This window comes from Psychromonas sp. SA13A, assembly GCF_011378715.1.
GTDB lineage: Bacteria > Pseudomonadota > Gammaproteobacteria > Enterobacterales > Psychromonadaceae > Psychromonas.
On record NZ_WTKU01000015.1, the window covers coordinates 65,578 to 89,517 of the forward strand.

Annotated in this window: 19 protein-coding genes; 8 read left to right on the forward strand and 11 right to left on the reverse strand. The window is 37.3% G+C overall.

From position 1 onward, the window contains the following. The first annotated feature begins 2 nt into the window (after positions 1-2). Positions 3-1,688 carry a type IV-A pilus assembly ATPase PilB gene (gene pilB, locus GQR44_RS13475; protein ID WP_166372278.1) on the forward strand — a complete coding sequence of 562 codons (1,686 nt, stop codon included), beginning with the start codon at positions 3-5 and terminating at the stop codon, positions 1,686-1,688. A 161-nt stretch (positions 1,689-1,849) separates the two neighbouring features. Beyond that, entirely contained in the window at positions 1,850-3,076 is a 1,227-nt protein-coding gene (locus GQR44_RS13480; RefSeq protein WP_166372279.1) for a type II secretion system F family protein, read from the forward strand. A gap of 481 nt (positions 3,077-3,557) precedes the next feature. On the opposite strand, the gene yddG is transcribed toward GQR44_RS13480, so the two are convergent. After that, positions 3,558-4,478 carry an aromatic amino acid DMT transporter YddG gene (gene yddG, locus GQR44_RS13485; RefSeq protein WP_166372280.1) on the reverse strand — a complete coding sequence of 307 codons (921 nt, stop codon included), beginning with the start codon at positions 4,476-4,478 and terminating at the stop codon, positions 3,558-3,560. A gap of 292 nt (positions 4,479-4,770) precedes the next feature. Between yddG and GQR44_RS13490 the strand changes: the two genes are divergently transcribed. Both GQR44_RS13490 and chrA read left to right on the forward strand, forming a co-directional pair. Next, positions 4,771-5,751, forward strand: a complete 981-nt coding sequence (locus GQR44_RS13490) for a hypothetical protein (protein WP_166372281.1) — start codon at positions 4,771-4,773, stop codon at positions 5,749-5,751. Positions 5,752-5,971: 220 nt separating this feature from the next. Continuing rightward, positions 5,972-7,156: a chromate efflux transporter gene (gene chrA / locus GQR44_RS13495; RefSeq protein WP_166372282.1), complete on the forward strand. Its 1,185-nt coding sequence runs from the start codon at positions 5,972-5,974 to the stop codon at positions 7,154-7,156. A 708-nt stretch (positions 7,157-7,864) separates the two neighbouring features. Here chrA and GQR44_RS13500 read toward each other — a convergent pair. Next, positions 7,865-9,454: an ABC-F family ATPase gene (locus GQR44_RS13500; protein WP_166372283.1), complete on the reverse strand. Its 1,590-nt coding sequence runs from the start codon at positions 9,452-9,454 to the stop codon at positions 7,865-7,867. Between the two features lie 197 nt (positions 9,455-9,651). Here GQR44_RS13500 and GQR44_RS13505 point away from each other — a divergent pair, with 197 nt between their 5' ends. Further along, positions 9,652-10,938, forward strand: coding sequence for a DEAD/DEAH box helicase (locus GQR44_RS13505; RefSeq protein ID WP_166372284.1), 1,287 nt, complete (start codon positions 9,652-9,654; stop codon positions 10,936-10,938). A gap of 396 nt (positions 10,939-11,334) precedes the next feature. Beyond that, positions 11,335-11,811, forward strand: a complete 477-nt coding sequence (locus GQR44_RS13510; RefSeq protein WP_166372285.1) for an NYN domain-containing protein — start codon at positions 11,335-11,337, stop codon at positions 11,809-11,811. Positions 11,812-12,215: 404 nt separating this feature from the next. Here the strand turns inward: GQR44_RS13510 and hemB are convergent, their stop codons facing one another. The 8 genes from hemB to ubiE all read right to left on the reverse strand — a co-directional run bounded on the left by hemB (position 12,216) and on the right by ubiE (position 19,295). After that, positions 12,216-13,232 carry a porphobilinogen synthase gene (hemB, locus tag GQR44_RS13515; RefSeq protein WP_166372313.1) on the reverse strand — a complete coding sequence of 339 codons (1,017 nt, stop codon included), beginning with the start codon at positions 13,230-13,232 and terminating at the stop codon, positions 12,216-12,218. A gap of 79 nt (positions 13,233-13,311) precedes the next feature. Next, the gene (locus GQR44_RS13520; RefSeq protein WP_166372286.1) at positions 13,312-14,094 is read right to left on the reverse strand and encodes a TatD family hydrolase; all 783 of its coding nucleotides are present in this window, start codon (positions 14,092-14,094) and stop codon (positions 13,312-13,314) included. 5 nt (positions 14,095-14,099) lie between these two features. Beyond that, positions 14,100-14,894, reverse strand: a complete 795-nt coding sequence (tatC, locus tag GQR44_RS13525) for a twin-arginine translocase subunit TatC (protein ID WP_166372287.1) — start codon at positions 14,892-14,894, stop codon at positions 14,100-14,102. A gap of 3 nt (positions 14,895-14,897) precedes the next feature. After that, complete coding sequence (gene tatB, locus GQR44_RS13530) at positions 14,898-15,449, reverse strand: Sec-independent protein translocase protein TatB (protein ID WP_166372288.1); 552 nt, start codon at positions 15,447-15,449, stop codon at positions 14,898-14,900. A 409-nt stretch (positions 15,450-15,858) separates the two neighbouring features. Continuing rightward, positions 15,859-16,083 (reverse strand): twin-arginine translocase TatA/TatE family subunit, encoded by a 225-nt coding sequence (gene tatA / locus GQR44_RS13535; RefSeq protein ID WP_166372289.1) that lies wholly within the window; start codon positions 16,081-16,083, stop codon positions 15,859-15,861. A gap of 105 nt (positions 16,084-16,188) precedes the next feature. Next, entirely contained in the window at positions 16,189-17,829 is a 1,641-nt protein-coding gene (gene ubiB, locus GQR44_RS13540; RefSeq protein ID WP_205963077.1) for a ubiquinone biosynthesis regulatory protein kinase UbiB, read from the reverse strand. Between the two features lie 50 nt (positions 17,830-17,879). Further along, positions 17,880-18,485 (reverse strand): SCP2 sterol-binding domain-containing protein, encoded by a 606-nt coding sequence (locus tag GQR44_RS13545; RefSeq protein ID WP_166372290.1) that lies wholly within the window; start codon positions 18,483-18,485, stop codon positions 17,880-17,882. A 54-nt stretch (positions 18,486-18,539) separates the two neighbouring features. After that, positions 18,540-19,295 carry a bifunctional demethylmenaquinone methyltransferase/2-methoxy-6-polyprenyl-1,4-benzoquinol methylase UbiE gene (gene ubiE, locus GQR44_RS13550; RefSeq protein WP_166372291.1) on the reverse strand — a complete coding sequence of 252 codons (756 nt, stop codon included), beginning with the start codon at positions 19,293-19,295 and terminating at the stop codon, positions 18,540-18,542. Between the two features lie 504 nt (positions 19,296-19,799). Between ubiE and pgi the strand changes: the two genes are divergently transcribed. Both pgi and GQR44_RS13560 read left to right on the forward strand, forming a co-directional pair. Beyond that, on the forward strand, positions 19,800-21,452 hold the full coding sequence (pgi, locus tag GQR44_RS13555) for a glucose-6-phosphate isomerase (RefSeq protein ID WP_166372292.1): 1,653 nt from the start codon (positions 19,800-19,802) through the stop codon (positions 21,450-21,452). Between the two features lie 246 nt (positions 21,453-21,698). Beyond that, positions 21,699-22,703, forward strand: a complete 1,005-nt coding sequence (locus GQR44_RS13560) for an NAD-dependent epimerase (RefSeq protein ID WP_166372293.1) — start codon at positions 21,699-21,701, stop codon at positions 22,701-22,703. 159 nt (positions 22,704-22,862) lie between these two features. Here GQR44_RS13560 and GQR44_RS13565 read toward each other — a convergent pair whose 3' ends face one another. Then, on the reverse strand, positions 22,863-23,912 hold the full coding sequence (locus GQR44_RS13565) for a glycosyltransferase family 9 protein (protein ID WP_166372294.1): 1,050 nt from the start codon (positions 23,910-23,912) through the stop codon (positions 22,863-22,865). Between the last annotated feature and the right edge of the window lie 28 nt (positions 23,913-23,940).

Sequence of the window (23,940 nt, forward strand, 5' to 3'; positions counted from 1 at the left end):
TAATGGCAATCCATAATATTAGCGGCTTGGCTTCTAGCCTAGCCGCTCGTGGTTTACTTGAGCAAGATAAACTACAACAAATCTGCATCTCGGCTGCTTCTGAACAGAAAGCGTTAGTATCTTACCTAGTTGAAAATAATTTTATTGCAAGTTTAGCCTTAGCAGAGTTCTGTGAAGCTGAATATGGTATTCCTCTATTAGATAGCGATGCATTAGAGCTGGATAATATTCCTGAAAAGTTTATTAACCAAAAACTAATAGAGAAACATCATGCCCTGCCCGTGTATATGCAGCAAAATACACTCTATATTGCCATGTCAGACCCCACCAATGTGTCCGCCCTTGAAGATTTTGGCTTTAGCTTTAGTATGCACACTGAAGCATTATTGGTGGAAGAAAGTAAGCTTAATGAAGCCATAGAAACGTTATTAGACGATGGCACTAGCTCATTAGAAGATATGGGCAGCATTGATGATATTGAAATTGATGAAACAGAATCTCGCCTTGACCAAGCACAAGCCGTTGATGATGATGCGCCGATTGTTAAGTATATTAATGGCATATTGGGTGACGCAGTAAAAAAAGGTGCATCGGATTTGCATTTTGAACCCTATGAAAAAAAATACCGCATTCGTTTTCGCGTAGATGGTATTTTGCATGAAGTGGCTTCTCCACCGGTTAATTTAGCCAACCGTTTTTCAGCGCGTTTAAAAGTAATGTCTAAATTAGATATTGCAGAAAGACGTTTGCCACAAGATGGCCGTATTAAATTAAAAATATCTAATAAACGTAATATTGATTTACGTGTTAGTACGCTACCCACTATGTGGGGTGAAAAAATTGTAATGCGTATTTTGGACTCCTCTGCCGCCAGTTTAGATATTGATAAACTCGGTTATACGGATGAGCAAAAAGCTAAATATATGAATGCCTTATCTAAACCACAGGGCATGATATTGATTACTGGTCCCACAGGGAGTGGTAAAACAGTTTCGCTTTATACGGGGTTGAATATTCTAAACACCGTCGAACGTAATATTTCTACAGCCGAAGATCCGGTAGAAATTAATTTAACTGGTATCAATCAGGTACAAATTAATAACAAAGCAGGGCTGACCTTTGCCTCTGCCTTACGCTCTTTTTTACGTCAAGATCCCGATATTGTAATGGTCGGTGAGATTCGAGATTTAGAAACCGCTGAAATAGGTATTAAAGCGGCTCAAACTGGGCATTTAGTTTTATCTACTTTGCATACCAATTCAGCAGCAGAAACCTTGACACGTTTATTAAATATGGGCGTACCTGCTTTTAATATTGCTTCTTCTGTATCATTGATTATTGCCCAACGTTTAGCACGTCGTTTATGCGAGTACTGTAAAGTACCGTTGCAAATGTCTGATCCTGAGTTGGTTGAATTGGGTTTTAAACCTGAGCATTTGGCTGAAAAACAACATTTGTGTAAACCCGTAGGCTGTAATAAATGCACAGATGGTTATAAAGGTCGTGTGGGTATTTATGAGGTGATGGAAATGTCAGATGAATTGGGACGGATTATATTAAATGACGGTAATGCCATGCAAATAGGCGATGCTGCCGTTGATGAAGGTATGCACACCCTACGTCAATCTGCGATTAAGCAAGCGCTAAATGGTGTCACCAGTTTAAATGAAGTCACACGCGTCACTTAACATTAAAACTAATTGATAGCATTAATTAACACTCCTATTTTTAATAGAGCTGTATTTTTTAGATTAATTCAATAACAACAGTCGCTTATGGTGCTAATAGGTTTATGTTGTTTCCACTCAAAAACGTTGGTAGCAGTTAAATAATTATTAAAGGATTTTTAATGGCGAAGAAAAAAACAGTGGCCGATATACATACCTTTACCTGGCAGGGAATTAACCGTAAAGGGGCAAAATTATCAGGTGAATTACAAGCTGAAAGCGCGATTGAAATAAAGTCTGAGTTACGCAAACAGGGCGTGAGTGTCACGAAAACGCAAAAGAAAGCGAAATCGCTGTTTTCTTTTGGTGATAAAATTCAACCTATGGATATCGCTGTTGTCTCTCGACAAATAGCTACCATGTTGAGTGCGGGCGTACCTCTAGTTCAAAGCTTAGAGCTGATAGCAAAAAGTAATGAAAAGGCTTCCTTGAGAACGTTAATGACCTCAATCGCTAATGACGTTTCCACGGGGACTCCACTTTCTCAAGCTTTGCGTGCCTTCCCGAGAAATTTCGATGATTTATATTGTGACTTAGTTGATGCAGGTGAACAGTCTGGTTCCTTAGATACCATCTACGACCGAATCTCTACCTATAAAGAAAAGTCAGAAGCGTTAAAATCAAAAATTAAAAAAGCCATGTTTTATCCCATTGCTGTTTTAGTGGTTGCTGGAGTTGTTACGTTGCTTCTACTACTATTTGTTATTCCCCAATTCCAAGATATTTTTGCTGGGTTTGGTGCCGAGTTACCTGCATTTACTTTATTTGTACTAGGTATTTCTGATTTTGTACAAAGCTATTGGTATGTCATTATTGGCGCTTGTATGTTGGCGGTATTTTTGTTTAAAAGGGCGCATCGCAGTAATGAAAAAGTACGTAATAATACAGATAAATTTGTACTTAAAATTCCTGTTATTAAAACGATTCTCAATAAAGCCGCAGTAGCACGTTTTGCACGTACGTTATCTACGACTTCAGCTGCTGGTATTCCTTTAGTGGATGCATTGGTCTCTGCTGCTGGTGCCTCGGGCAACTATGTTTACCGTACTGCTGTAAATACCATGCGTTCAGAAGTGATGGGTGGTATGCAAATTAACGTTGCTATGAAAACCACTGCTGCATTCCCTGATATGGTCTCACAAATGGTAATGATAGGTGAAGAATCTGGTGATCTAGATGGTATGTTGAGTAAGGTAGCCGATATTTATGAGCAACAAGTTGACGATGCCGTTGATGGCCTCACTAGTTTATTAGAGCCCATGATCATGGTGGTGTTAGGAGTGGTGGTAGGGGGGCTTATAGTCGCCATGTATCTACCTATATTCCAATTAGGTAGTGTTATTGGTTAACAGCTGATCAGCGACAATTAAGTTGGAAACAGGATCAATTAAGTTGGAAACCGACAAATTAAGTTGGAAACTCTAAACAACCCAAAGCGAACTGTAAATAGTTCGCTTTTTTGATTGCTCTGCAGATTTTAAATTATTATCACGTTTTGAGTAAGTGGCTTTTATGTCACGTTGAACGTGATTAAGTATTCCTTATTACGTATTGAATATTCTTTTTTAGGTGTGAAGAATATTAAGTATTAGTTTTTTATTTTGTGTTTTTAAGGCTTTTACAGCTATAACCCGTTAGAGCCTCACTTTACGCCTAGGATCTGTTCACCTGTACCTGTAATTCTACAATCTGAAAACTTGCTAATTTTTTCATCTTAAATATGGACTCGTATAAATAGTTAAAACATCACCAATTATACGTCCCGAGTTATCGATAAAAGAGAGTTTCCTGTTACTAAGCTATCACTAAGTTATTACTTAATGGACGGGTTTAACTTTTCACCGGTACTTTGTTAGGCTTAGATTTTGTTCTTGTCACGAAAAAACAGATCAATGATCCTAGCGTTACCAAAGCTACACCTTTCCAGAAGGAATTGGTTAGAGAAATTGATAAATAAACAGAAGCAAAAAGCGTAGAAAATACGGGGGTGAAGTAGGAGATGGTGCCTAATAAAATGATATTCCCACCTATTACCGCTTGATTCCATAAAGCATAACCAGTGCCGATTACTATACCTGAAATGATTAATGTTACCGTTGAAGGCAGTGTGAAATGCAAGCTAGGTTCATTACTGAAAAAGTACTTTACCCATAACGTTATCGCCGTAGCAGCAAAAAATAGTACAATAGCATTTTTACCGTTGCTAATTCTTTTGGTAATTACACAATAGAATGCCCAAATGAAGGCTGCTGAAAAAGCCATTAAGTAGGTTATTGGGTTATCTGAAATATTATTCATTAAAGTGTTGATTGAGATGCCTTGGTCACCGGCAATACACCATCCGACGCCAGTAAATGCAATAAGAATACTTGGGTATACTAATATGTTTACTTTTTTAGGGCTGATTAGCACACTCAATAATATGGTCAACGCAGGCCATAGGTAATTGATAATAGACATTTCCATTGCTTGGTGTCGACTATTTGCCATACCCAAAGACAATGCTAAGCAGATTTCATAGGTAACAAATAAACTGCCGCCAATTAACACATAACGTATCGGATAGTCTTTTATTTTTGGTACACCCATGACGGACATTAAAAAAATAGCACTAACACTATACATCATGGCTGCGCCTGCGATAGGACTGAACAACTCTGATAAGTCTCTAATCAAAGCGGTGACAGAGCTCCAAAGAAGGATCGCAATAACGCCATAAAACGTATATTTATTTTCATTAATAAAAGACATAAAAAACCAACGTTATCATTAGATTAGAATTAGTGTCACATTATCGTGTTTAATCAGTTGGATGCAATACATAAACGTTTTTATTTACTCGTATTGTTAATCGTTGTGGTTTGGCTTAAAGCTATGCATTAAAGCCCATTGATTTAAATAGTACTGAATTGAAGGTCACCTTCATTTGATACACGTTAGCAAAGCTTATTGATAAGATATCTTGCTAAGATAGTGATTATTGTCGTTTTACAGTTGTGCTTTTGTTAGTGCTTTATTTTATAACGTTTATAGAGAGAAGTTGATGTTAGATGCCATCTGTATTTTGCCGAAAAAAGACAGCGCTGAAGGTGATACTCAGCGGATAGAAGGCGAAGCTCAAACGCAAACTACTTTCTCTATTTTTGAATTTAAATTGCTGTCGTCTGAAAAAATAGCATTATACCGACATTCATTATTTTGCCCTGAATGTTTACAGAGTGCCTATTTTAGACGCTCTTCTAAAGATGGTAAACAAGCTTGTTTTGGCTCCCGCTATCATTTACCAACCTGCTCTGCTTTAAATAGCCGACCTAAAAAAAACTTACCAGAAAATGATAAAGACAAGGCTCAATCTGTCAATAAACATGAACCGCAACAAAAGGCACAACAAAGTGTTGAGTTTAAGGATGGATTTAAAATTGATTTCTCGACCAGGTTTAGCACTCGGATTTCCGCCAATACAGCGCCTCTTCACAATCAAACAAGTAAAAATGATAGCTTAAAATCAACCACAATAATTGAAGCTGAATGTGAGTTAGAAAATGATTTAGAAGGTGCGACTGACTTGAATTTATCGTCGAATATAGTCGCTAAAAAAAGTATTAAACAAACATTACCTAAGTTATTAAAGAGCTTATTAAATAACAGCTCTTTAGCTACCTCTGATGTTTGGGTCTATACCAGTGATAAGCATAAGTGGAGGGCAAAGAATTTGTTTGTGTCCTTAACTAAAGCTGAAGTATTAGAAAATTTTGCACCTCGAATGTACTGGGGAACAATAAGTCACGCTGATAAAGAACTTTTATGGCTGAATGCTGCAGAGGCTAAGGATCTTGCCATTCCAATTAAGCCTTTTCAGCAGACGTTGCTAAAACAATATGCAATACAGAAAAGTAGTGATTTGATTGGCGCCAATATTATTCTATTTGCAAAATGTCTGACTAATAAAGATAAATCACGTAAATTTTTGCAGTTATGGAGTAATGACTTGCAGTATTTACACTTGTCATTAAAAAAAGGTTAGAAAGGAAACCTGTGTAGAGACTGTAATAAAAACTATTTAACTATTTAACTATTTAACTATTTAACTATTTAACTATTTAACTATTTAACTATTTATCTATTTATCTATTTACCTATTTACCTAGTTACCTTGGTGTCATCCTCTTGTAATATTCGCTCTGTATTTTCGGCTATTTTAAATTATCAGTAATTACTGTCCCTTTGTATCAGGATATGGAAGTATGTGGGAAATATTCAAAACCTTTTTTGTCTTAGGCTGTATCAGTTTTGGCGGTCCAGCTGCGCATATTGGCTACTTTAGAGAAACCTTTGTACAACGCTTAGCTTGGTTAAGCGAAAAGCAATATGCAGACTTTGTAGCGTTAAGTCAGTTTTTACCCGGCCCTGGTTCAAGCCAAGTTGGTTTTGCTATTGGCTATCATCGTGCGGGATTAACGGGAGCTTGTTGTGCTTTTCTAGGCTTTACCTTACCTTCCATTATTATCATGTTATTACTGGTGATAAGTGCGGGGCAATTAGTTGGTCATCATCTTTTCCAGTCCGTAATACATGGTCTTAAGTTATTAGCCGTGGTGGTGGTTTTTGATGCAGTCTTAATGATGTATAAAAATTTCTGTAAAGATAATATGCGCATTTTTTTATGCCTATTAACAGCAACCACTTTATTAGTAATACCGGGGTTATTAAGTCAAATTTTAGTTTTAGTTATTGCCGCGCTGGTGGGCATATTTTTATTAAAGGATAATCCAACCGAAACGCTTGAAAAGGATCCTCAAAATACAATCAAAGTGTTGACCTCTTCAATCAACCATGTCCCTTTGATCTTATTTTTGCTGTTTTTATTTTTTCTACCTACTGTGACTGCATTACTCCCCTCTATGCCACTGGCCTTTTCTGTGTTTTCTGACTTCTTTCAGGCGGGTAGCTTAGTGTTTGGCGGAGGGCATGTGGTATTACCTTTACTGCAGAATATTGTCGAGGGACAAGTTAGTCCAGATCAGTTTTTAACGGGGTATGCGATTGCACAAGCTGTACCCGGTCCGATGTTTACTCTTGCTACTTACATTGGCTATTTTATTTTACCTAACTCGCCTATTTTAGGTGCTTTGGTTGCGACTATTGCTGTGTTTTTACCGGGGTTTTTATTGCTATTAAGTTGTTTGAGCCATTGGCAGCGCTTATCAAAAATACCCAATCTTGCTGCTGCTATTAATGGTGTTAATGCCGCTGTAGTTGGGTTGTTGGTGAGTGCGCTTTATCAACCAGTATTTATAAGTGCTGTTTTTAATGGGCTAGATATGGCGTTGGTATTGTTAGGGCTTTATTTATTGAAGTGCCTAAAGTGCCCAATTATGTTTTTAGTGTTGTTATTTGCGACCGCAGGGGCAATGTTAGGGTTTATTTAATTCTTCCATGAATAACCAACGTTTTATTTTAAAAACCGATATTAACCACGAAGCGCTTCGCTTCACGAAGAACACGAAGGTAAAAGATAAAAAATTTAAAGCATGTTTTGAGCTAACCTTTTTTCCATTTCGTGCTTTGTGGTTACTTAGTTTTTGGTTTTAAAAAACAATATTAACCACGAAGCGCTACGCTTCACGAAGAACACGAAGGTAAAAGATAAAAAATTTAAAGCATGTTTTTATCTAGCCTTCTTTTCACTTCGTGCCTTCGTGGTTAACCGGCTTTTTATTTTGAAAACGATATTAACCACGAAGCGCTTCGCTTCACGAAGAACACGAAGGTAAAAAATGAAAAATTTAAAGCTTGTTTTGACCTAACTTCTTTTTACTTCGTGCCTTGTGGTTAATTGACTTTTATTTTTAAAAACCGATATTAACCACGAAGCGCTTCGCTTCACGAAGAACACGAAGGTAAAAAATGAAAAATTTAAAGCTTGTTTTGACCTAACCTTCTTTTTACTTCGTGCCTTCGTGGTTAATTAGCTTTTGACCTAATCTTATGCACTCTTTGGCCTTTGTGGTTACAGCGGCAAATAAAAGGCATAAAAAAATCCGATGCCTTGTGGGCATCGGATTCTAAAGTAGTCAGTCTTAAGGGACTAGATCGCTAAACACTTAAAGCAAGTAAGTGATCACTAACTTTTTTGATTAAACACCTTGGCTTTTTAGATATTCATCATAAGTACCATGGAAATCAATAACTTTATCTTGTTTGATTTCAATAATACGAGTTGCTAGTGAAGATACAAATTCACGGTCATGGCTGACAAACAGTAATGTACCTTCGTAGTTTTCTAAGGCTAAGTTTAATGACTCAATAGATTCCATATCCAAGTGATTGGTTGGTTCATCCATTAATAGAATATTTGGTTTGTTCATCATCAACTTACCAAATAACATACGGCCTTGCTCACCACCTGAAATTATTTTGACAGATTTAGTGATGTCATTTGCACCAAATAATAAACGCCCTAAAGTTCCGCGAACAGCTTGCTCGTCATCACCTTCTTGCATCCATTGACCCATCCAGTCCATTAGATTTTGGTCTTTTTCAAAGTCTGATGAATGATCCTGTGCGTAATAACCTAACTGTGCATTTTCAGACCATTTGTATTCACCAGAAGATAATTCAACTTCGCCCATTAAAGTGCGTAATAACGTTGTTTTACCAACACCATTCTGACCAATGATAGCAACACGTTCGCCTACTTCAATCATCAGGTTTAAGTCTTTGAATAAGGTATTCTCATCGAAGCTTTTTGTCATCGATACTGTTTCTAATGCATTACGGAACAGTTTTTTCTCTTGTTTGAATACGATGTAAGGATTTACACGGCTAGAAGCTTTAACTTCTGCTAGTTCAATCTTATCCATCTGCTTCGCACGTGATGTCGCTTGCTTAGCTTTTGATGCATTTGCAGAGAAACGACTTACAAAGTCTTGTAGCTCAGATAGTTGTGCTTTTTTCTTCGCATTTTCAGACAGTAGACGTTCACGAGTTTGCGTTGCCGCCGTCATGTACTCGTCGTAGTTACCAGGGAAAAGACGTAGTTCACCATAATCGATATCTGCCATGTGTGAACAGACTGAGTTTAAGAAATGACGGTCATGCGAGATGATTACCATCGTACATTGACGTGCTTTTAATTCCGTTTCTAACCAACGAATAGTATCAATGTCCAAGTTATTGGTTGGCTCATCGAGTAACATAATATCTGGATTAGAGAAAAGTACCTGTGCTAGTAATACACGTAGTTTCCAACCCGGCGCAATGTCTGACATTGGGCCGTAATGTTGATCAAGTGGAATTCCAACGCTTAACAATATTTCCCCTGCACGCGAATCGGCAGTGTAACCGTCCATTTCTGCGAATTGATTTTCCAAATCGCCAACATGCATTCCTTCAGCTTCAGTCATTTCAGGTAATGAGTAAATACGATTACGCTCGTTCATTACTTCCCACATCTCTTTGTGGCCCATCAATACCGTATCGAGTACTGTATGCTCTTCAAAAGCAAACTGGTCTTGATGTAGTTTAGCAATACGTTCGTTAGGATCTCTGGTCACATTACCTGCACTAGGCTCAAGGTCACCGGTTAATATTTTCATGAAAGTTGATTTACCACAACCATTTGCACCGATTAAACCATAACGGTTTCCAGTACCAAATTTTACAGAAATGTTTTCAAAAAGTGGTTTTGCACCAAATTGCATGGTGATGTTATTTGTACTTAACACGGCTTATTCCTAAATTGTTGGAGTCTTGCTTTTATGGGCATTTTTAAGGGGGGTATTATACATATTATGCGAGGTTAATCACGTTAGAATTGTATGAATTTTATGCATCGCCGTTGAAACTAACTGATAGCGTGAAAAGGTTCCTTAAGGTAAGCTACGCGTCTTAAGGCATATGCCGTATTTTAATGAGATTTTATATGAGTTTTGATTCCCTAGGTTTACCCGCGTCGTTAGTAGAAGCAGTGAAAAATGCTGGCTATGAAACGCCTTCCCCTATCCAAGAACAGGCTATTCCTGCCGTATTAGCAGGTAAAGATGTCATGGCCGCTGCGCAAACAGGTACCGGGAAAACTGCTGGGTTTACATTGCCATTATTAGCAATGCTAGAAAAAGGTGAACGTGCTAAACCGAATCAAGTTCGTGCATTAATATTAACACCAACACGTGAGCTAGCGGCTCAAGTACAAGCAAGCGTACAAAAATATGGCCAAAACATGCCATTACGCAGCATGGTTGTGTACGGTGGTGTGAAAATTAACCCGCAAATGCAAATGTTACGTGGTGGCATTGATATTTTGGTTGCTACGCCTGGTCGTTTATTAGACCTCTACCAACAAAATGCAGTGCGTTTTCAACAGTTAGAAGTCTTAATATTAGATGAAGCTGACCGTATGTTAGATATGGGTTTTATTCACGATATTAAAAAGATCCTAAAAGCGTTACCGCCTAAACGTCAAAACTTACTATTTTCTGCTACTTTCTCCGATGAAATTCGCTCATTAGCTAAAGGTCTGGTTAATAATCCTGTTGAAATTTCAGTTAGCCCGCGTAATACAACGGTTGAGAAAATCGAACAGACGTTATATGAAGTTGATAAGACTAAAAAGACTGCTTTATTAAGTCAGTTAATTCTTGATAATAAATGGCGACAAGTTTTAGTGTTTGTAAAAACTAAACACGGAGCAAACCGATTGGTTAAAAACTTGGATGCTCGTGGGATTCGTAGTGCAGCTATCCATGGTAATAAAAGCCAAGGTGCACGTACTAAAGCGTTAGCACAATTTAAAGATAGCCAAATTCAAGTGTTAGTGGCAACAGATATTGCCGCTCGTGGTATCGATATCGACCAACTACCTAATGTTGTTAACTTCGATTTACCTAATGTAAGCGAAGATTATGTGCATCGTATCGGTCGTACTGGTCGTGCTGGTAATGAAGGTTTAGCTGTTTCACTAGTTTGCCAAGAAGAGTTCAAGTTATTAAAAGATATTGAACGTCTTATTAAAAAGGTTATCCCTCGCAAAGTATTTGAAGGTTTTGAACCTGGTGAGCCATTACAGCCTTCTGTATTAGGTACACACGAGAAGCAAATCAAGAAGCCTAAAGCGCCAAAAGTTCCGCATAAGGATGGCGTTCGTTCAGGTGCAAGAACGGGTAGTGCTAAGAAACAAAACGGCCCAAGAAATAATTTTGTAGGCGGTTAGAAGGTTAGATTTTTAATTACGCAAAAATTTAGCGTGATTTAAGCCCTTATTATTTGTTCAGTACGTGATTACTGGAATGATAATAGGGGCTTTTTTGTATCTACTGTTTGTCTGGTTATACAGGGGAGTTAACTCGTCTGCGCTCGTTGCATTATCTTTATTATTGCATGAAGTGTTTTCGCCCTGTCGGCGACCATCTTTTTGGAAAGCTCAACGGTGGGGATGGATGTCGCCATATTTAACAAAATTTTAGCGTAGCCAATTGATATCGTTGATTTCAGCCATCGGCTTTCCAGCACTCTCACTTTCAACCTCAAAAGTCTAAATACGTCACTTATTCAAAGTGCTACACTGCAACCAAAGATCACCTACCAAGGTTGCACAAGGTTACTTGCTATGAAAAAAATTGCTGTTTTTGCTGATGTTCAGAATATTTACTACACCACTCGCCAAGCTTATGGCAAACAATTTAATTACCGTAAATTATGGCAGCAGATTTCACAGCAAGGTGAGATTGTGTGTGCATTAGCTTATGCTATTGACCGCGGCGATAACCAACAGCAAAAGTTTCAAGAGGTGTTAAAGCATATAGGTTTTCAAGTTAAGCTTAAACCTTATATACAACGCAGCGATGGCTCTGCTAAAGGTGATTGGGATGTGGGTATTACTATTGATGTGATGGAAGTTGCTGCTTCCGTTGATACGATCATTTTATTAACGGGTGATGGTGATTTTGCTATTTTGTTGGATAAAGTAAAAGATGTCTATCAAGTTACGACAGAAGCTTACGGAGTGCCAAAGTTAACAGCTAAAGCATTAATAGATGCGTGTACCGTATTTCATCCTATCGAAAAAGACCTGTTATTACCTTAATCAATTTTTGGTTTTAAAAAAACAGTTTTAACCACAGAGCGCTCTTCATGAAAAACAGAAAGAAAATCAATACAATATTTAAAACTTGTTTTGACCTAACCTTCTTTTTTCTTCGTGGTTAATCAGCTTTTGGCTTTAAAAAACAGTATTAACCACGAAGCGCTGCGCTTCACGAAGAACACTAAGGTAAAAGATAAAAATTTAAAGTCTGTTTTTATCTTATTTTCTTTGTTATTTAGGTCTTTGTGGTTAATCAGCTTTTTGTTTTAAAAAACAGTATTAACCACGAAGCGCTGCGCTTCACGAAGAACACTAAGGTAAAAGATAAAAATTTAAAGTCTGTTTTGACCTAATCTTCTTTTCACTTCGTGCCTTCGTGGTTAAATGGCTTTTGCTTTTAAAGGTTAATTATTTTTTTCTTCTTTTAGCCATTGCGCTACTTGCTTCGCAAAGTAGGTCAAAATACCATTTGCTCCAGCGCGTTTAAAGCATAATAAAGATTCTAAAACACATTCTCTTTCTTTTAACCAACCGTTATCAATGGCTGCTTTATGCATCGCATATTCTCCACTTACTTGATAGGCAAATGTTGGTACTTTTAACTCAGTTTTAACGCGGCGTACAATATCTAAATATGGCATACCTGGTTTAACCATCACCATATCTGCACCTTCTTGAATATCTAAGGCAACTTCATGGATAGCTTCGTCGCTGTTCGCAGGATCCATTTGATAAGTAAATTTGTTCGCGCCTTTTAAGTTACCAGCACTGCCGACTGCATCTCGAAAAGGGCCATAATAAGTAGATGCATATTTTGCGCTGTAGGCCATGATTTGAGTGTTAATAAAGCCTGCATTTTCAAGCGCTTCACGGATTGCGCCGATTCGGCCATCCATCATATCTGATGGCGCAACAATGTCAGCACCCGCTTGGGCGTGCGAAAGGGCTTGTTTTACTAAAATTTCAGTCGTGATGTCATTTAATACATAACCTTCACTATCGATAATGCCATCTTGCCCATGTGTGGTGAAAGGGTCTAAAGCAACGTCGGTGATCACTCCTAGCTCTGGGCAAGCTTCTTTAATACGCATTACTGCACGTTGCGCGAGTCCATTCTCGTTATAGGCCTCTTCAGCCATCTCTGTTTTAATTTCACTCGGAGTGACTGGAAATAGTGCAACAGCAGGAATACCTAATGCGGCCAATTCTTTGACTTCAATTTCTAATAAATCGATTGATAAGCGTTCGATACCTGGCATTGAAGGAATTGTTTCACGGCGATTTGTGCCTTCAACTACAAACATTGGGTAAATTAAATCGTCTACAGTAAGACGGTTTTCTTGTACTAAACGACGCGAAAAATCGTGTTTACGTAATCTGCGTAAACGACGAGCAGGAAAGCTTTGAGAAACGGTCATAATAATTCCTGTAGCCTTTTTAAGCGGTCTATTTTAAGGACTTAATAATGCGTAAAAATAGAGGCTTAATAAAAGCGAAAAGTTAAGTTAAATTAAAAAAAGAGCGGGTTGTTTTTTCTGTGTTATCGAGAAAATATTGTAACTCTTGCTGACGAGCATGCGCAATGACCTTCGCAATATAGGGTAAGTATTTTGGCTCATTTCGGCTAGATTTTGGCTTAGGGCGCATTGAACGAGGCAATAAATAGGGGCTATCTGTTTCAATCATTAACCGATTATCTGGTATTAGTTTCACTAACTCAAGCAAGTGTTGGCCTCTGCGCTCATCACATATCCAACCGGTTATACCAATATGTAAATCAAGTGCTAAACAACGTTCTAGCTCTTTTTGATCACCAGTAAAACAGTGTAATACTGCATTAGGTAATTGATTAATATAAGGCTTTAGTAACGCTAAAAAACGCTGGTTTGCGTCTCGCTCATGCATGAATACAGGTAACTGGCATTCAACGGCTAGCTCTAGTTGTTGCACAAATGCTTTTTCTTGCTCTGCTGGTGTTGAAAAGTTGCGGTTAAAGTCTAATCCACATTCTCCAATAGCTTTCACCTGAGGTTGCGCAGCTAACTTTTTCAGTTGTGTTAAGCTTTGTTCTGTAAAGTGGCTAGCATCGTGCGGATGGATGCCTGCAGTACTATAAATAAAGTCAGGGTATGCCTTTGCTAAGGTAAGTGCTTGCTCACTTTCTGTGATATTGGTGCCGGTTACAATAAGTTGCTTCACACCTACTTGCTTGGCGTTGCTAATTACCGACTCTAGATCTTTGTCAAAGCGCTTATTAGTTAGATTAATGCCGATATCAATCATAACGGTTAATCACTCTGTTTCGATTGTTTGTGGATTGTGTTTTCTACCTCTTCATCGTCTTCTGGCTTTTTCACATAAAAACGAGCAAACAATAACCCTAGTTCAAATAAAATCAACATGGGTACAGCTAAGAGTGTTTGTGAAATAACATCGGGCGGAGTTAATAACATGCCAAAGACAAACGCGGCGACCACAATATAAGGGCGTTTTGCTCTTAATGCTTCAGGTGTAGTTGCGCCTGTCCAACATAAAACTAAAGTGGCAACGGGTATTTCAAAGGCTAAGCCAAAGGCAAAAAAGAGTTTTAATACAAAGTCCAAATAGCTACTTATATCGGTGGCAATTGTCACACCTTCTGGAGCGGTGCTAGTAAAGAAGGAGAAGGCCAAAGGAAATACTACATAATACGCAAACATCATGCCTAGATAAAACAAAAGCGCGCTACTGATCACCAAGGGCGCAATAAGTCGGCGCTCATGCTTGTATAAGCCGGGGGCAATAAAAGCCCATACTTGGTGCAAAATAGCCGGTATTGCGACAAAAATAGATAATACGATAGTTAGTTTAATTGGTGTGAAAAAGGGCGTAGCGACCCCTGTTGCAATCATGCTTGAGCCAATAGGTAATTGGCTAGTTAGTGGGATGGCAATATAGTGATAAATATCGTTAGCAAAATAAACTAAGCTAAAAAATATCACTAACACCACGATCACCACTTTAAGAATGCGATCTCTTAACTCTAAAAGATGAGTAATTAAAGGCAAGCTATGTTGCGTTTGATCTGACGATTGCTCGCTCATGAGTTATTTATCCTGCTGAGAAACGTGGCTTGAAGATGCGTGGTCTGATTGCTCTGCTTCAGTTACTGGCACTTTAGTAGCTGAGCTCTTATCGAAACCATTATCGAACCTATTATCATCTGATGGAGTGTGTTGTGATTGTAGGTTCTCTTCCGTGGTTTTATCTTGAGCGGATGCATTCGCTGGCTCTATTGCCGGATTTTTAGCATCGGTGCTATCTTTTTTAGTCGTGGCTTGTGCATTAATTAAGTCATCTACATTATTTTTATAGGGATGGGTTAATTCACTAACACTATTTTTCATTTCATCAATGGAAGCTTTTAAATCAGGATCTAGTTTATCCAGCCCTTGTTTGCTTGCTTTGATCATATTTTCATTCATTTCATGTAATTCAAGCTCTTGTGAAATCTCATTTTTCACCGAATTAGCCATACTTTTGGCTGTATTGACCCATTTCATTACCGTACGAATGGCAATAGGTAAACGTTGTGGGCCTAATACTACTAATCCAATTATAGAGATCAACATGATCTCCCAAAAGCCAATATCAAACATTAATTAAAGTACCTTTTACTGAGCAATTTAGCGGCTGTAATAAACTTCTACAGACTTACTTGCGTGACTGAATCATTGTTTAATGAGTTATTGTTTAATGACTCATTTAGATTAATAGCCGAACACATTACTTGTGGCCAAACATATCATCTATCATTAAATATCTAATCTATCGTCAAACATATTTTCTATCACTAAAAAGTATGAGCGACGATATTTAACATACCTAATCAACTATTAGATAATAAGCCCATTAAACAGCGGCAGAAAAATATTGAAAGTTAACCTATTAACCTATTAACCTATTAATTTATTAATTTATTAATTTATTAATTTATTAATTTATTAATTTATTAATTTATTAATTTATCAACCTATCAACCTATCAACCTATCAACCGATTAATATTTTAGTCACTTTTTTCTGTTTCAGTTTTCTTCTGCTCAGATTTTAAATTTGCGTCTGGTTTTTTTTCTAACTCAGTCGGTGTTGTATCTTCGTCTTTAATCGCTTTTTTAAAACCTTTGATTGCACCACCAAGATCACCACCAATACCGCGTAATTTTTTTGTGCCGAATAAAACAATAACAATCACAGCAATAATAATTAACTGCCAAATTCCGATACCGCCCATAATCTATTTCCTATATGTAATGATGTTGTTAAAAATAAAGTGATTAAAAAATCGTTAAAAATAATATAAATTAATCAATAGCCTCTTTATCTGCTATTAAAAATATTAAGATTTGTTGCTAAAACGCCACGCAATTACCCATGATATTACTGCGGGTAAGGCAAAATACAAGTTAAACCTACCCTCTGATTGTAAATAGAAAAGTGCAGTGATGATACTCAACGTTATTGCCAGTGATGTTACCACTTGGTTTTTGTTATTTTTTTGTTGCTGATCATTAAAGCGTTGCATTAATAATTGCTGTTGTTGTTGGATTTGTTTGCTTTGCGCTAAATTGTGATAAACCAACTCTGGAATATCAGGTAGTTTCTCTAACCAGAACGGCGCTTTTAATTTAATTTTATTGAGCAGTGTTTTAGGACTTACCTGTTCACGCATCCAGTTTTCTAAGAAGGGTTTTGCTGTATCCCATAAATCTAGTTGTGGATATAACTGACGGCCTAATCCTTCGATATAAAGTAAGGTTTTTTGCAATAACACTAATTGCGGTTGGACCTGCATGTTAAAGCGTCGAGCTGTATTGAAAAGATTGATCAATACTTGAGCAAATGAAATTTCTGAAAGTGGTTTCTCAAAAATAGGTTCGCAGACGGCGCGAATAGCAAATTCAAACTCTTCTACTGGTGTGTCTGCCGGTACCCAACCAGAATCAATATGCAGTTGTGCAACTTGTCTATAATCACGGTTAAAGAAGGCTAAAAAATTCTCTGCTAAATAGCGTTTATCTTCATTGGTTAATGTCCCAACAATGCCGCAATCTATGCCTATCCATAATGGGTCTTCTGGATGTTCGTAGGAAACAAATACATTACCTGGGTGCATATCCGCATGAAAAAAACTATCTCTAAATACCTGGGTAAAGAAAGCTTCAACCCCGCGCTCTGCGAGTAATTTAAGGTTAGTATTTTGTGCTTTTAATGCATCAATATCTGAAACGGGAATACCATAGATTCGTTCCATTACTAATGCGTCTTTTGTACAGTAGTCTGAATATATTTCAGGTACATACAATACTTTAGAGTTTAGAAAGTTTCGTCTTAATTGGATTGCATTGGCGCCTTCACGCATTAAATCCAATTCATCAATAATAGTTTTTTCGTATTCTTTGATCACTTCAACAGGGCGCAGGCGTCTTGCATCTTTAACAAAACGCTGAACTAATGCTGCTAGCCATTTCATTAATTGAATATCAGCGGCAATAGTTTTTTTAATGCCAGGGCGTGTCACTTTAATAACTACTTCTCTGCCATCTTCTTTTAAAATAGCCGTATGAACTTGGGCAATGGAAGCTGATGCTAATGCGACTTTATCAAAATCATCAAAAATCTCATCGATTGGACATTGAAATGATTTTTCTATTTGTTTGATTGCTAAATCACCACAAAAAGCTGGAACATTGTCTTGTAAATGCGCCAGTTGATCGGCATAAATTGGCGCTAACAAATCACGACGGGTTGATAGCATTTGTCCTAATTTTATGTAGATAGGACCGAGTGATTGTAAACTTAAACGCAGGCGTTCAGGTAAATCCATGTCTTGATGTTGGTTTCGTAACCAAAATAAACACAGACGTAATAACCAGTAACTTTTAGGGATTTGCGCTTTTGGAACTAATTCAATTAAACCGTACTCAATAAAGGTCTTATTAATTTGGTACAAACGCGATAATTCTTTTATTTTGATCATCTATCTTCCAGCTAACTTGTTAGCATATGGTTAATTTAATTTAATTTACTTTATTTATTTGTGTACTGGTTTAACTTCACCAACAGTTTCTCTGCTTGCTTATCTAACGTTTTTACTTGCTCACAAAAATAGGCAACTTCTAAGCCACTAGGCGCAAGTTTAACCTCTTCGGTAATATAGAGCGCCGTTTGTTTTTCTACATTCATTAACTGCTGCTGAACATTTTGCTGTATTTTTTTCGCGTGGTAACAAAACTTATGAGCAATCACATCACCGACTTTATGCGATAAGTGCTCTTCCCAATCTATCTCCATATCTGTTAATAGTTGTGCAAACTGTTGCACTAATTGAATATCACCTTCAACTTCTAATTGTCCGGTTTTAATCAAGTGAGTTAATTGATGATTATCTTGTAATTTAGGTAACGCACTAACACTGACGCGAATAAAGCAATCAGGATCGCCGGAGAACTTATTGAGTATATCAACCTGTTGCGATGAGATAACAAAATACAAAGGGAAATTAAGCTCTTTTAAACTAACCCCAATAATAGTGCCATTAAGTTGTTTCCGTTTTATGACAGCGCTGCTATCTAATTGATGTAATTGATTTACACCTGTTTCTAATAAACCGCAAAGCAAGTTATTTAATGGCATATTGAGTCTCGTTGTAATAGATTTTATCTGTTATTAGTTTTTTGAATAACACGCTTAATATTTATAACCACGGTGTAAAGCCACAATACCAGCGCTTAAATTAAAGTATTCAGTTCCTTCAAACCCAACATTTTCCATCATCTCTTTTAGCGCCTCTTGTCCTGGGTGCATACGAATACTTTCCGCAAGATATTGGTAACTTTCGCTATCATTAGCAATTAATTTACCTAATTTTGGTAGAATATTAAAAGAATAGAAGTCATAGAATTTTTTAACCGGTGTATAAATAGGTTTTGAAAACTCTAACACTAATAAACGTCCACCTGGTTTTAAAACTCGGTAGATAGAAGCGAGCGCTTTATCTTTATCCGTTACATTACGTAATCCAAAAGCAATGGTAATTAAATCAAAGTGATTATCAGGGAAGGGCAGTTCTTCTGCATTCGCTTGCACATAACTCACATTGCCTTCAATACCCATGTCGCGTAACTTTGTACGGCCAACTTTCAACATGGAATCATTAATATCAGCTAAAACCACATTACCTTTAGGGCCTACAATACGAGAAAATTTTGCTGTTAAATCGCCAGTTCCACCTGCAAGGTCTAATACTTTTTGACCTTGGCGTACACCTGAACAATCAATAGTAAAACGCTTCCAAATTCGATGGATACCCATTGATAAGACATCGTTCATAATGTCATATTTAGCAGCAACAGAGTGGAAAACGTCTGCAACTAGTTCCACTTTTTTATCTTCTTCAACGGTTTTAAAACCAAAATGAGTCGTATTGTCTGGCTTTTCTTGCATGGTTATCTCTTTACCTTAAGGATAAAATTATTGGGTATTATGCTCAAACTACCTGAAGATATTAAGTTCAGCAAGGCACACATTAATACAGTTTTAATTAAAGCAGTTTGATTTCTGTATTTAAAATCAATGCTTTCAAAATTATAATGCCTGTACTTTCATACTGCCGTTTTATAAAAAGCTAAATCTACATCTTCTGTCATTCAAGTATAAATATGACACTATGATAGCAATTTTCCTTTGTAATTGGATCTTTATTGTTTGCTCTTTTATTGATTTAAGTAGCTTATTTTCTTTTGTTTTTAATGTTACGCTTTATCACAGAAATACTGTGAAATTGCCGATATTATCAAATTAAAAGAATAACTAATTACCATGGCTGTATGCCATCTTTACTGCTTTTACATGCTAGTTATAAATATTACATGACTCTGTGCCGCTTTGATTGACTGGCGAGCACACATGAGTAGATACAATTTAATATCATAAACTTGGGAACCCCATATGTTGAAAAATATCCAACCTACACAAACCGCTGCTTGGTCAACCTTACAAAACTTATTTGATGATCATGCTGATATGCAAATATCTCAATTATTTGCTGAAAACCCAGAACGTTTTGAAACATTCTCTCGTCAATTTAATGAAGATTTTTTACTCGATTTCTCTAAAAATTTAATAACTGAAGAAATACTAGCGAGTTTGATTGATCTCGCTAAAGAAGTAGATTTAGCGTCGGCTATCAAAGCGCAGTTTTCTGGTGAAAAAATAAATATTACAGAAGGACGTGCAGTTTTACATACGGCATTACGTAACCGTAGTAATACGCCGGTGATGGTTGATGGCGAAGATGTGATGCCTAAAATCAACCAAGTGTTAGCTCAGATGAAAACATTCTGTGAAAAAGTGCATTCTGGTGAGTGGCTGGGTTATACCGGTAAACGTATTACAGATGTGGTGAATATCGGAATCGGTGGTTCTGATTTAGGTCCATTCATGGTTACTGAAGCATTACGTCCTTATAAAGTAGAAGGTATTGAAACTCATTTTGTATCTAATGTTGATGGTACGCATATTGTTGAAACGTTAACAAAAGTAGATCCAGAAACGACGTTGTTTTTAATCGCATCTAAAACATTTACTACACAGGAAACTATGACCAATGCACATAGTGCGCGTGATTGGTTCTTAAACTTTGCGCAAGATGAAGCATTTGTTGCTAAGCACTTTGCAGCGTTATCAACGAATGCGGATGCCGTAACTGAGTTTGGTATTGATACTGCAAATATGTTTGAGTTCTGGGATTGGGTTGGCGGTCGTTACTCAATTTGGTCAGCGATTGGTTTATCGATTGCATTAACCATTGGCTTTGAAAATTACGAAGAGTTACTGGCTGGTGCTCATGATATGGATAAGCATTTTGCCACTACAGAATTTGAACATAATATTCCTGTGTTATTAGCGGTAATTGGGATTTGGTATAATAACTTCTATGGCGCTGAGTCAGAAGCTATTCTTCCTTATGACCAATATATGCATCGTTTCCCTGCTTATTTCCAACAAGGAAATATGGAGTCTAACGGTAAATGTACAGACCGTAATGGTGACCCAGTTGATTACCAAACAGGTCCAATTATTTGGGGTGAACCTGGTACTAATGGTCAACATGCTTTCTATCAATTGATTCATCAAGGAACCAAATTAATTCCTTGTGACTTTATTGCTCCTGCTGTAAGCCATAATCCGGCTGGTGATCACCATGCTAAATTATTATCTAACTTCTTTGCTCAAACTGAAGCATTAGCTTTTGGTAAAAGCAAAATGCAAGTGGAATCTGAGTTTACTACTGCGGGTAAATCTGCTGAAGAAGTGGCTGATTTAGTCCCTTATAAAGTGTTTGAAGGTAATAAACCAACTAACTCAATTCTAGTGAAAAAAATCACACCAAGTACACTTGGTCAATTAATTGCAATGTATGAGCAAAAGATTTTCACTCAAGGGGTTATCTGGAATATCTTCACATTTGATCAATGGGGTGTTGAGTTAGGGAAACAACTAGCAGGACAAATTTTACCTGAGTTGAGTAATGACGATAATGTGAATAGCCACGACTGTTCAACCAATGGTTTAATTAATGCTTGGAAAGCTTGGAAATAAGAAAGCTTGGAAATAAACATGAATAACTAATTTTTATTGTTAATTTTGAGCTGCTATGGGCGTCTTAATGTAATCGAAGTTATTGGTTATATTTAGGCGCTTTTTTGTTTTGCATGAGAGGCATTTTACTCCGCATTGATAAATCACTACTATAGCTGCAATTATAGCTGCAATGTCTGAGCTAGTTGAATTAGTCATTCTAAAAAATAAAAAGAAAAATACAATGACCTACATTTAGGAGTTAATATGAAATATCTTGTAACGGGTGCCGCTGGTTTTATTGGTAGTGTAGTAGTGGAACGTTTAACAGCAGCAGGGCATCAAGTCATTGGTATTGATAATATTAATGATTATTACGATATCGCATTAAAAGAAGCGAGATTACAACGTATTGAGCATGAACTGTTTGAGTTTATTAAATTAGACCTCGCTGACCGTGACGGCATTAAAGCTATATTTGCACAGCAGCAATTTGATCGAGTCATACATCTAGGTGCACAAGCAGGCGTTCGCTACTCTATCGAAAATCCACTTGCTTACGCTGATAGTAATCTAGTAGGCCATGTAAATATTCTTGAAGGTTGTCGTCAGAATCAAGTTGGGCATTTAATTTATGCTTCTTCAAGTTCTGTTTATGGTCTCAATGCTAAAGTTCCTTTCTCCACTAACGATTCGGTCGACCATCCCATTTCTCTTTATGCAGCCACTAAAAAATCTAATGAGTTAATGGCACATACATACTCTCATCTTTACGATATTCCTACGACAGGCTTACGTTTCTTTACTGTTTATGGTCCTTGGGGACGTCCTGATATGGCACCGTTCATCTTCACTAAAAAGATTCTGGAAGGTGAAACAATCGATATCAATAACAATGGCGATATGTGGCGTGATTTCACTTATATCGATGACATTGTAGAAGGTGTTATTCGTATTGCAGACGTTGAACCTGTCAAAAACCCAGATTGGACCGTTGAAGCCGGAAGCCCTGCAACGAGCTCAGCACCTTATGCTGTTTACAATATTGGCCACGGCTCTCCGATTAGTTTGATGAACTTTGTGCAAGCGATTGAAAGTGAATTAGGTATTGAAGCGAAGAAAAACTTTCGAGAAATGCAAGCTGGTGATGTCTATCAAACCTATGCAGATACCAGTGACTTATTTAAGGCTATCGGTTATACGCCGGCGGTTACTGTTAAAGAAGGTGTTGCTGAATTTGTTAAATGGTATAAAGAATTTTACCAAAAGTAACTTTACAATCCTCCCATAAGCTTGGCTAAAATGGTTAAGTGTTAGGGCTAATTGTATTAGCCCTTTTTTATTGCTTAAGCATAAATGCTAAATTGACATCAGTGCTAAATTGACATCAGTGCTAAATTGATATTAGTGTAGAAGAGCAGTTTGACTGCGTTAAATTAGCGAGTCGGTTGATTTATTAAACTGCTCTATCACTTGACCTGTACTTATATCCTGCATAATATGATCACCCTTAGCGCGCGCACTCCAAGGTAGGTCTTGCAAAGGTTTTTTATGTTGTTCTTGTACATGTTTTTCATAAACGCTAACAACACTATCTTTACTTAGGTAAGGGCCTGTTCGTTTAGGATTACTATGACCATATAAACCTATCACTCGTGTTCCTTGTGTTGTTGCTATATGGGCAGGACCAGAGTCTGGGGCTAATACCAGTGAAGCTTCTTTTAATACGGCGGTTAATTGTTTTAACGATGTTTTACCAATTAGATTAATGACCGGCTGATGCATTTTTCTCTCTATAGCTTCACCGAGTTTTTGTTCTCTTGGGGTCGGTGAACCACATAACACCACTGCAAAACCTGTTTTAGCTGCATAGTCCGCGACCATAGCATAGCGAGGAATCAACCAGTTTCGTTCGTCTTTACTGGCAGCGGGGCTGATCACAAACAAAGGTCGGTTTAAATGACTAACTTGATTTGCAAATTCAATATCTGCATCACTAAGTGGAATATTCCAAGTCGGTGTTGTTTTATCAATACCTAGAAAGTAGGCAAACTCAAAAAAGCTATCTAACACATGTTGTGAGGCCGTATCTGGGATCTTTTTATTGGTAAATAACCATTGCCCTTCTTTAGCGCGTTTACGGTTAAATCCTACTTTGTATTTAGCTTTAATACCCAGTGTTAGTGCACTCGCTCGTAGTGCTAATTGCATATGCAATAAGGCATCAAATTTTCTGCCAGACAGTTGCTTCCAAATTGCCTTCATTCCCGAGAAGCCAGTTTTTTTATCGAAAACGATCACCTCTACATCGGGTAAGTCATGCAACAATTGCGCTTCAATTTTACCCATGATCCACGTTATCTTAGTGGTCGGCCATTGTTTTTGAATTGCTTGCACCATCGCGACTGCATGGCATACATCACCAATAGCTGAGAGGCGCAGTAGACAGATAGATTTTGGTGCAGTTGTAAATAGAGGCATGTTAATATCTTATCTTTAAAGTAAATGG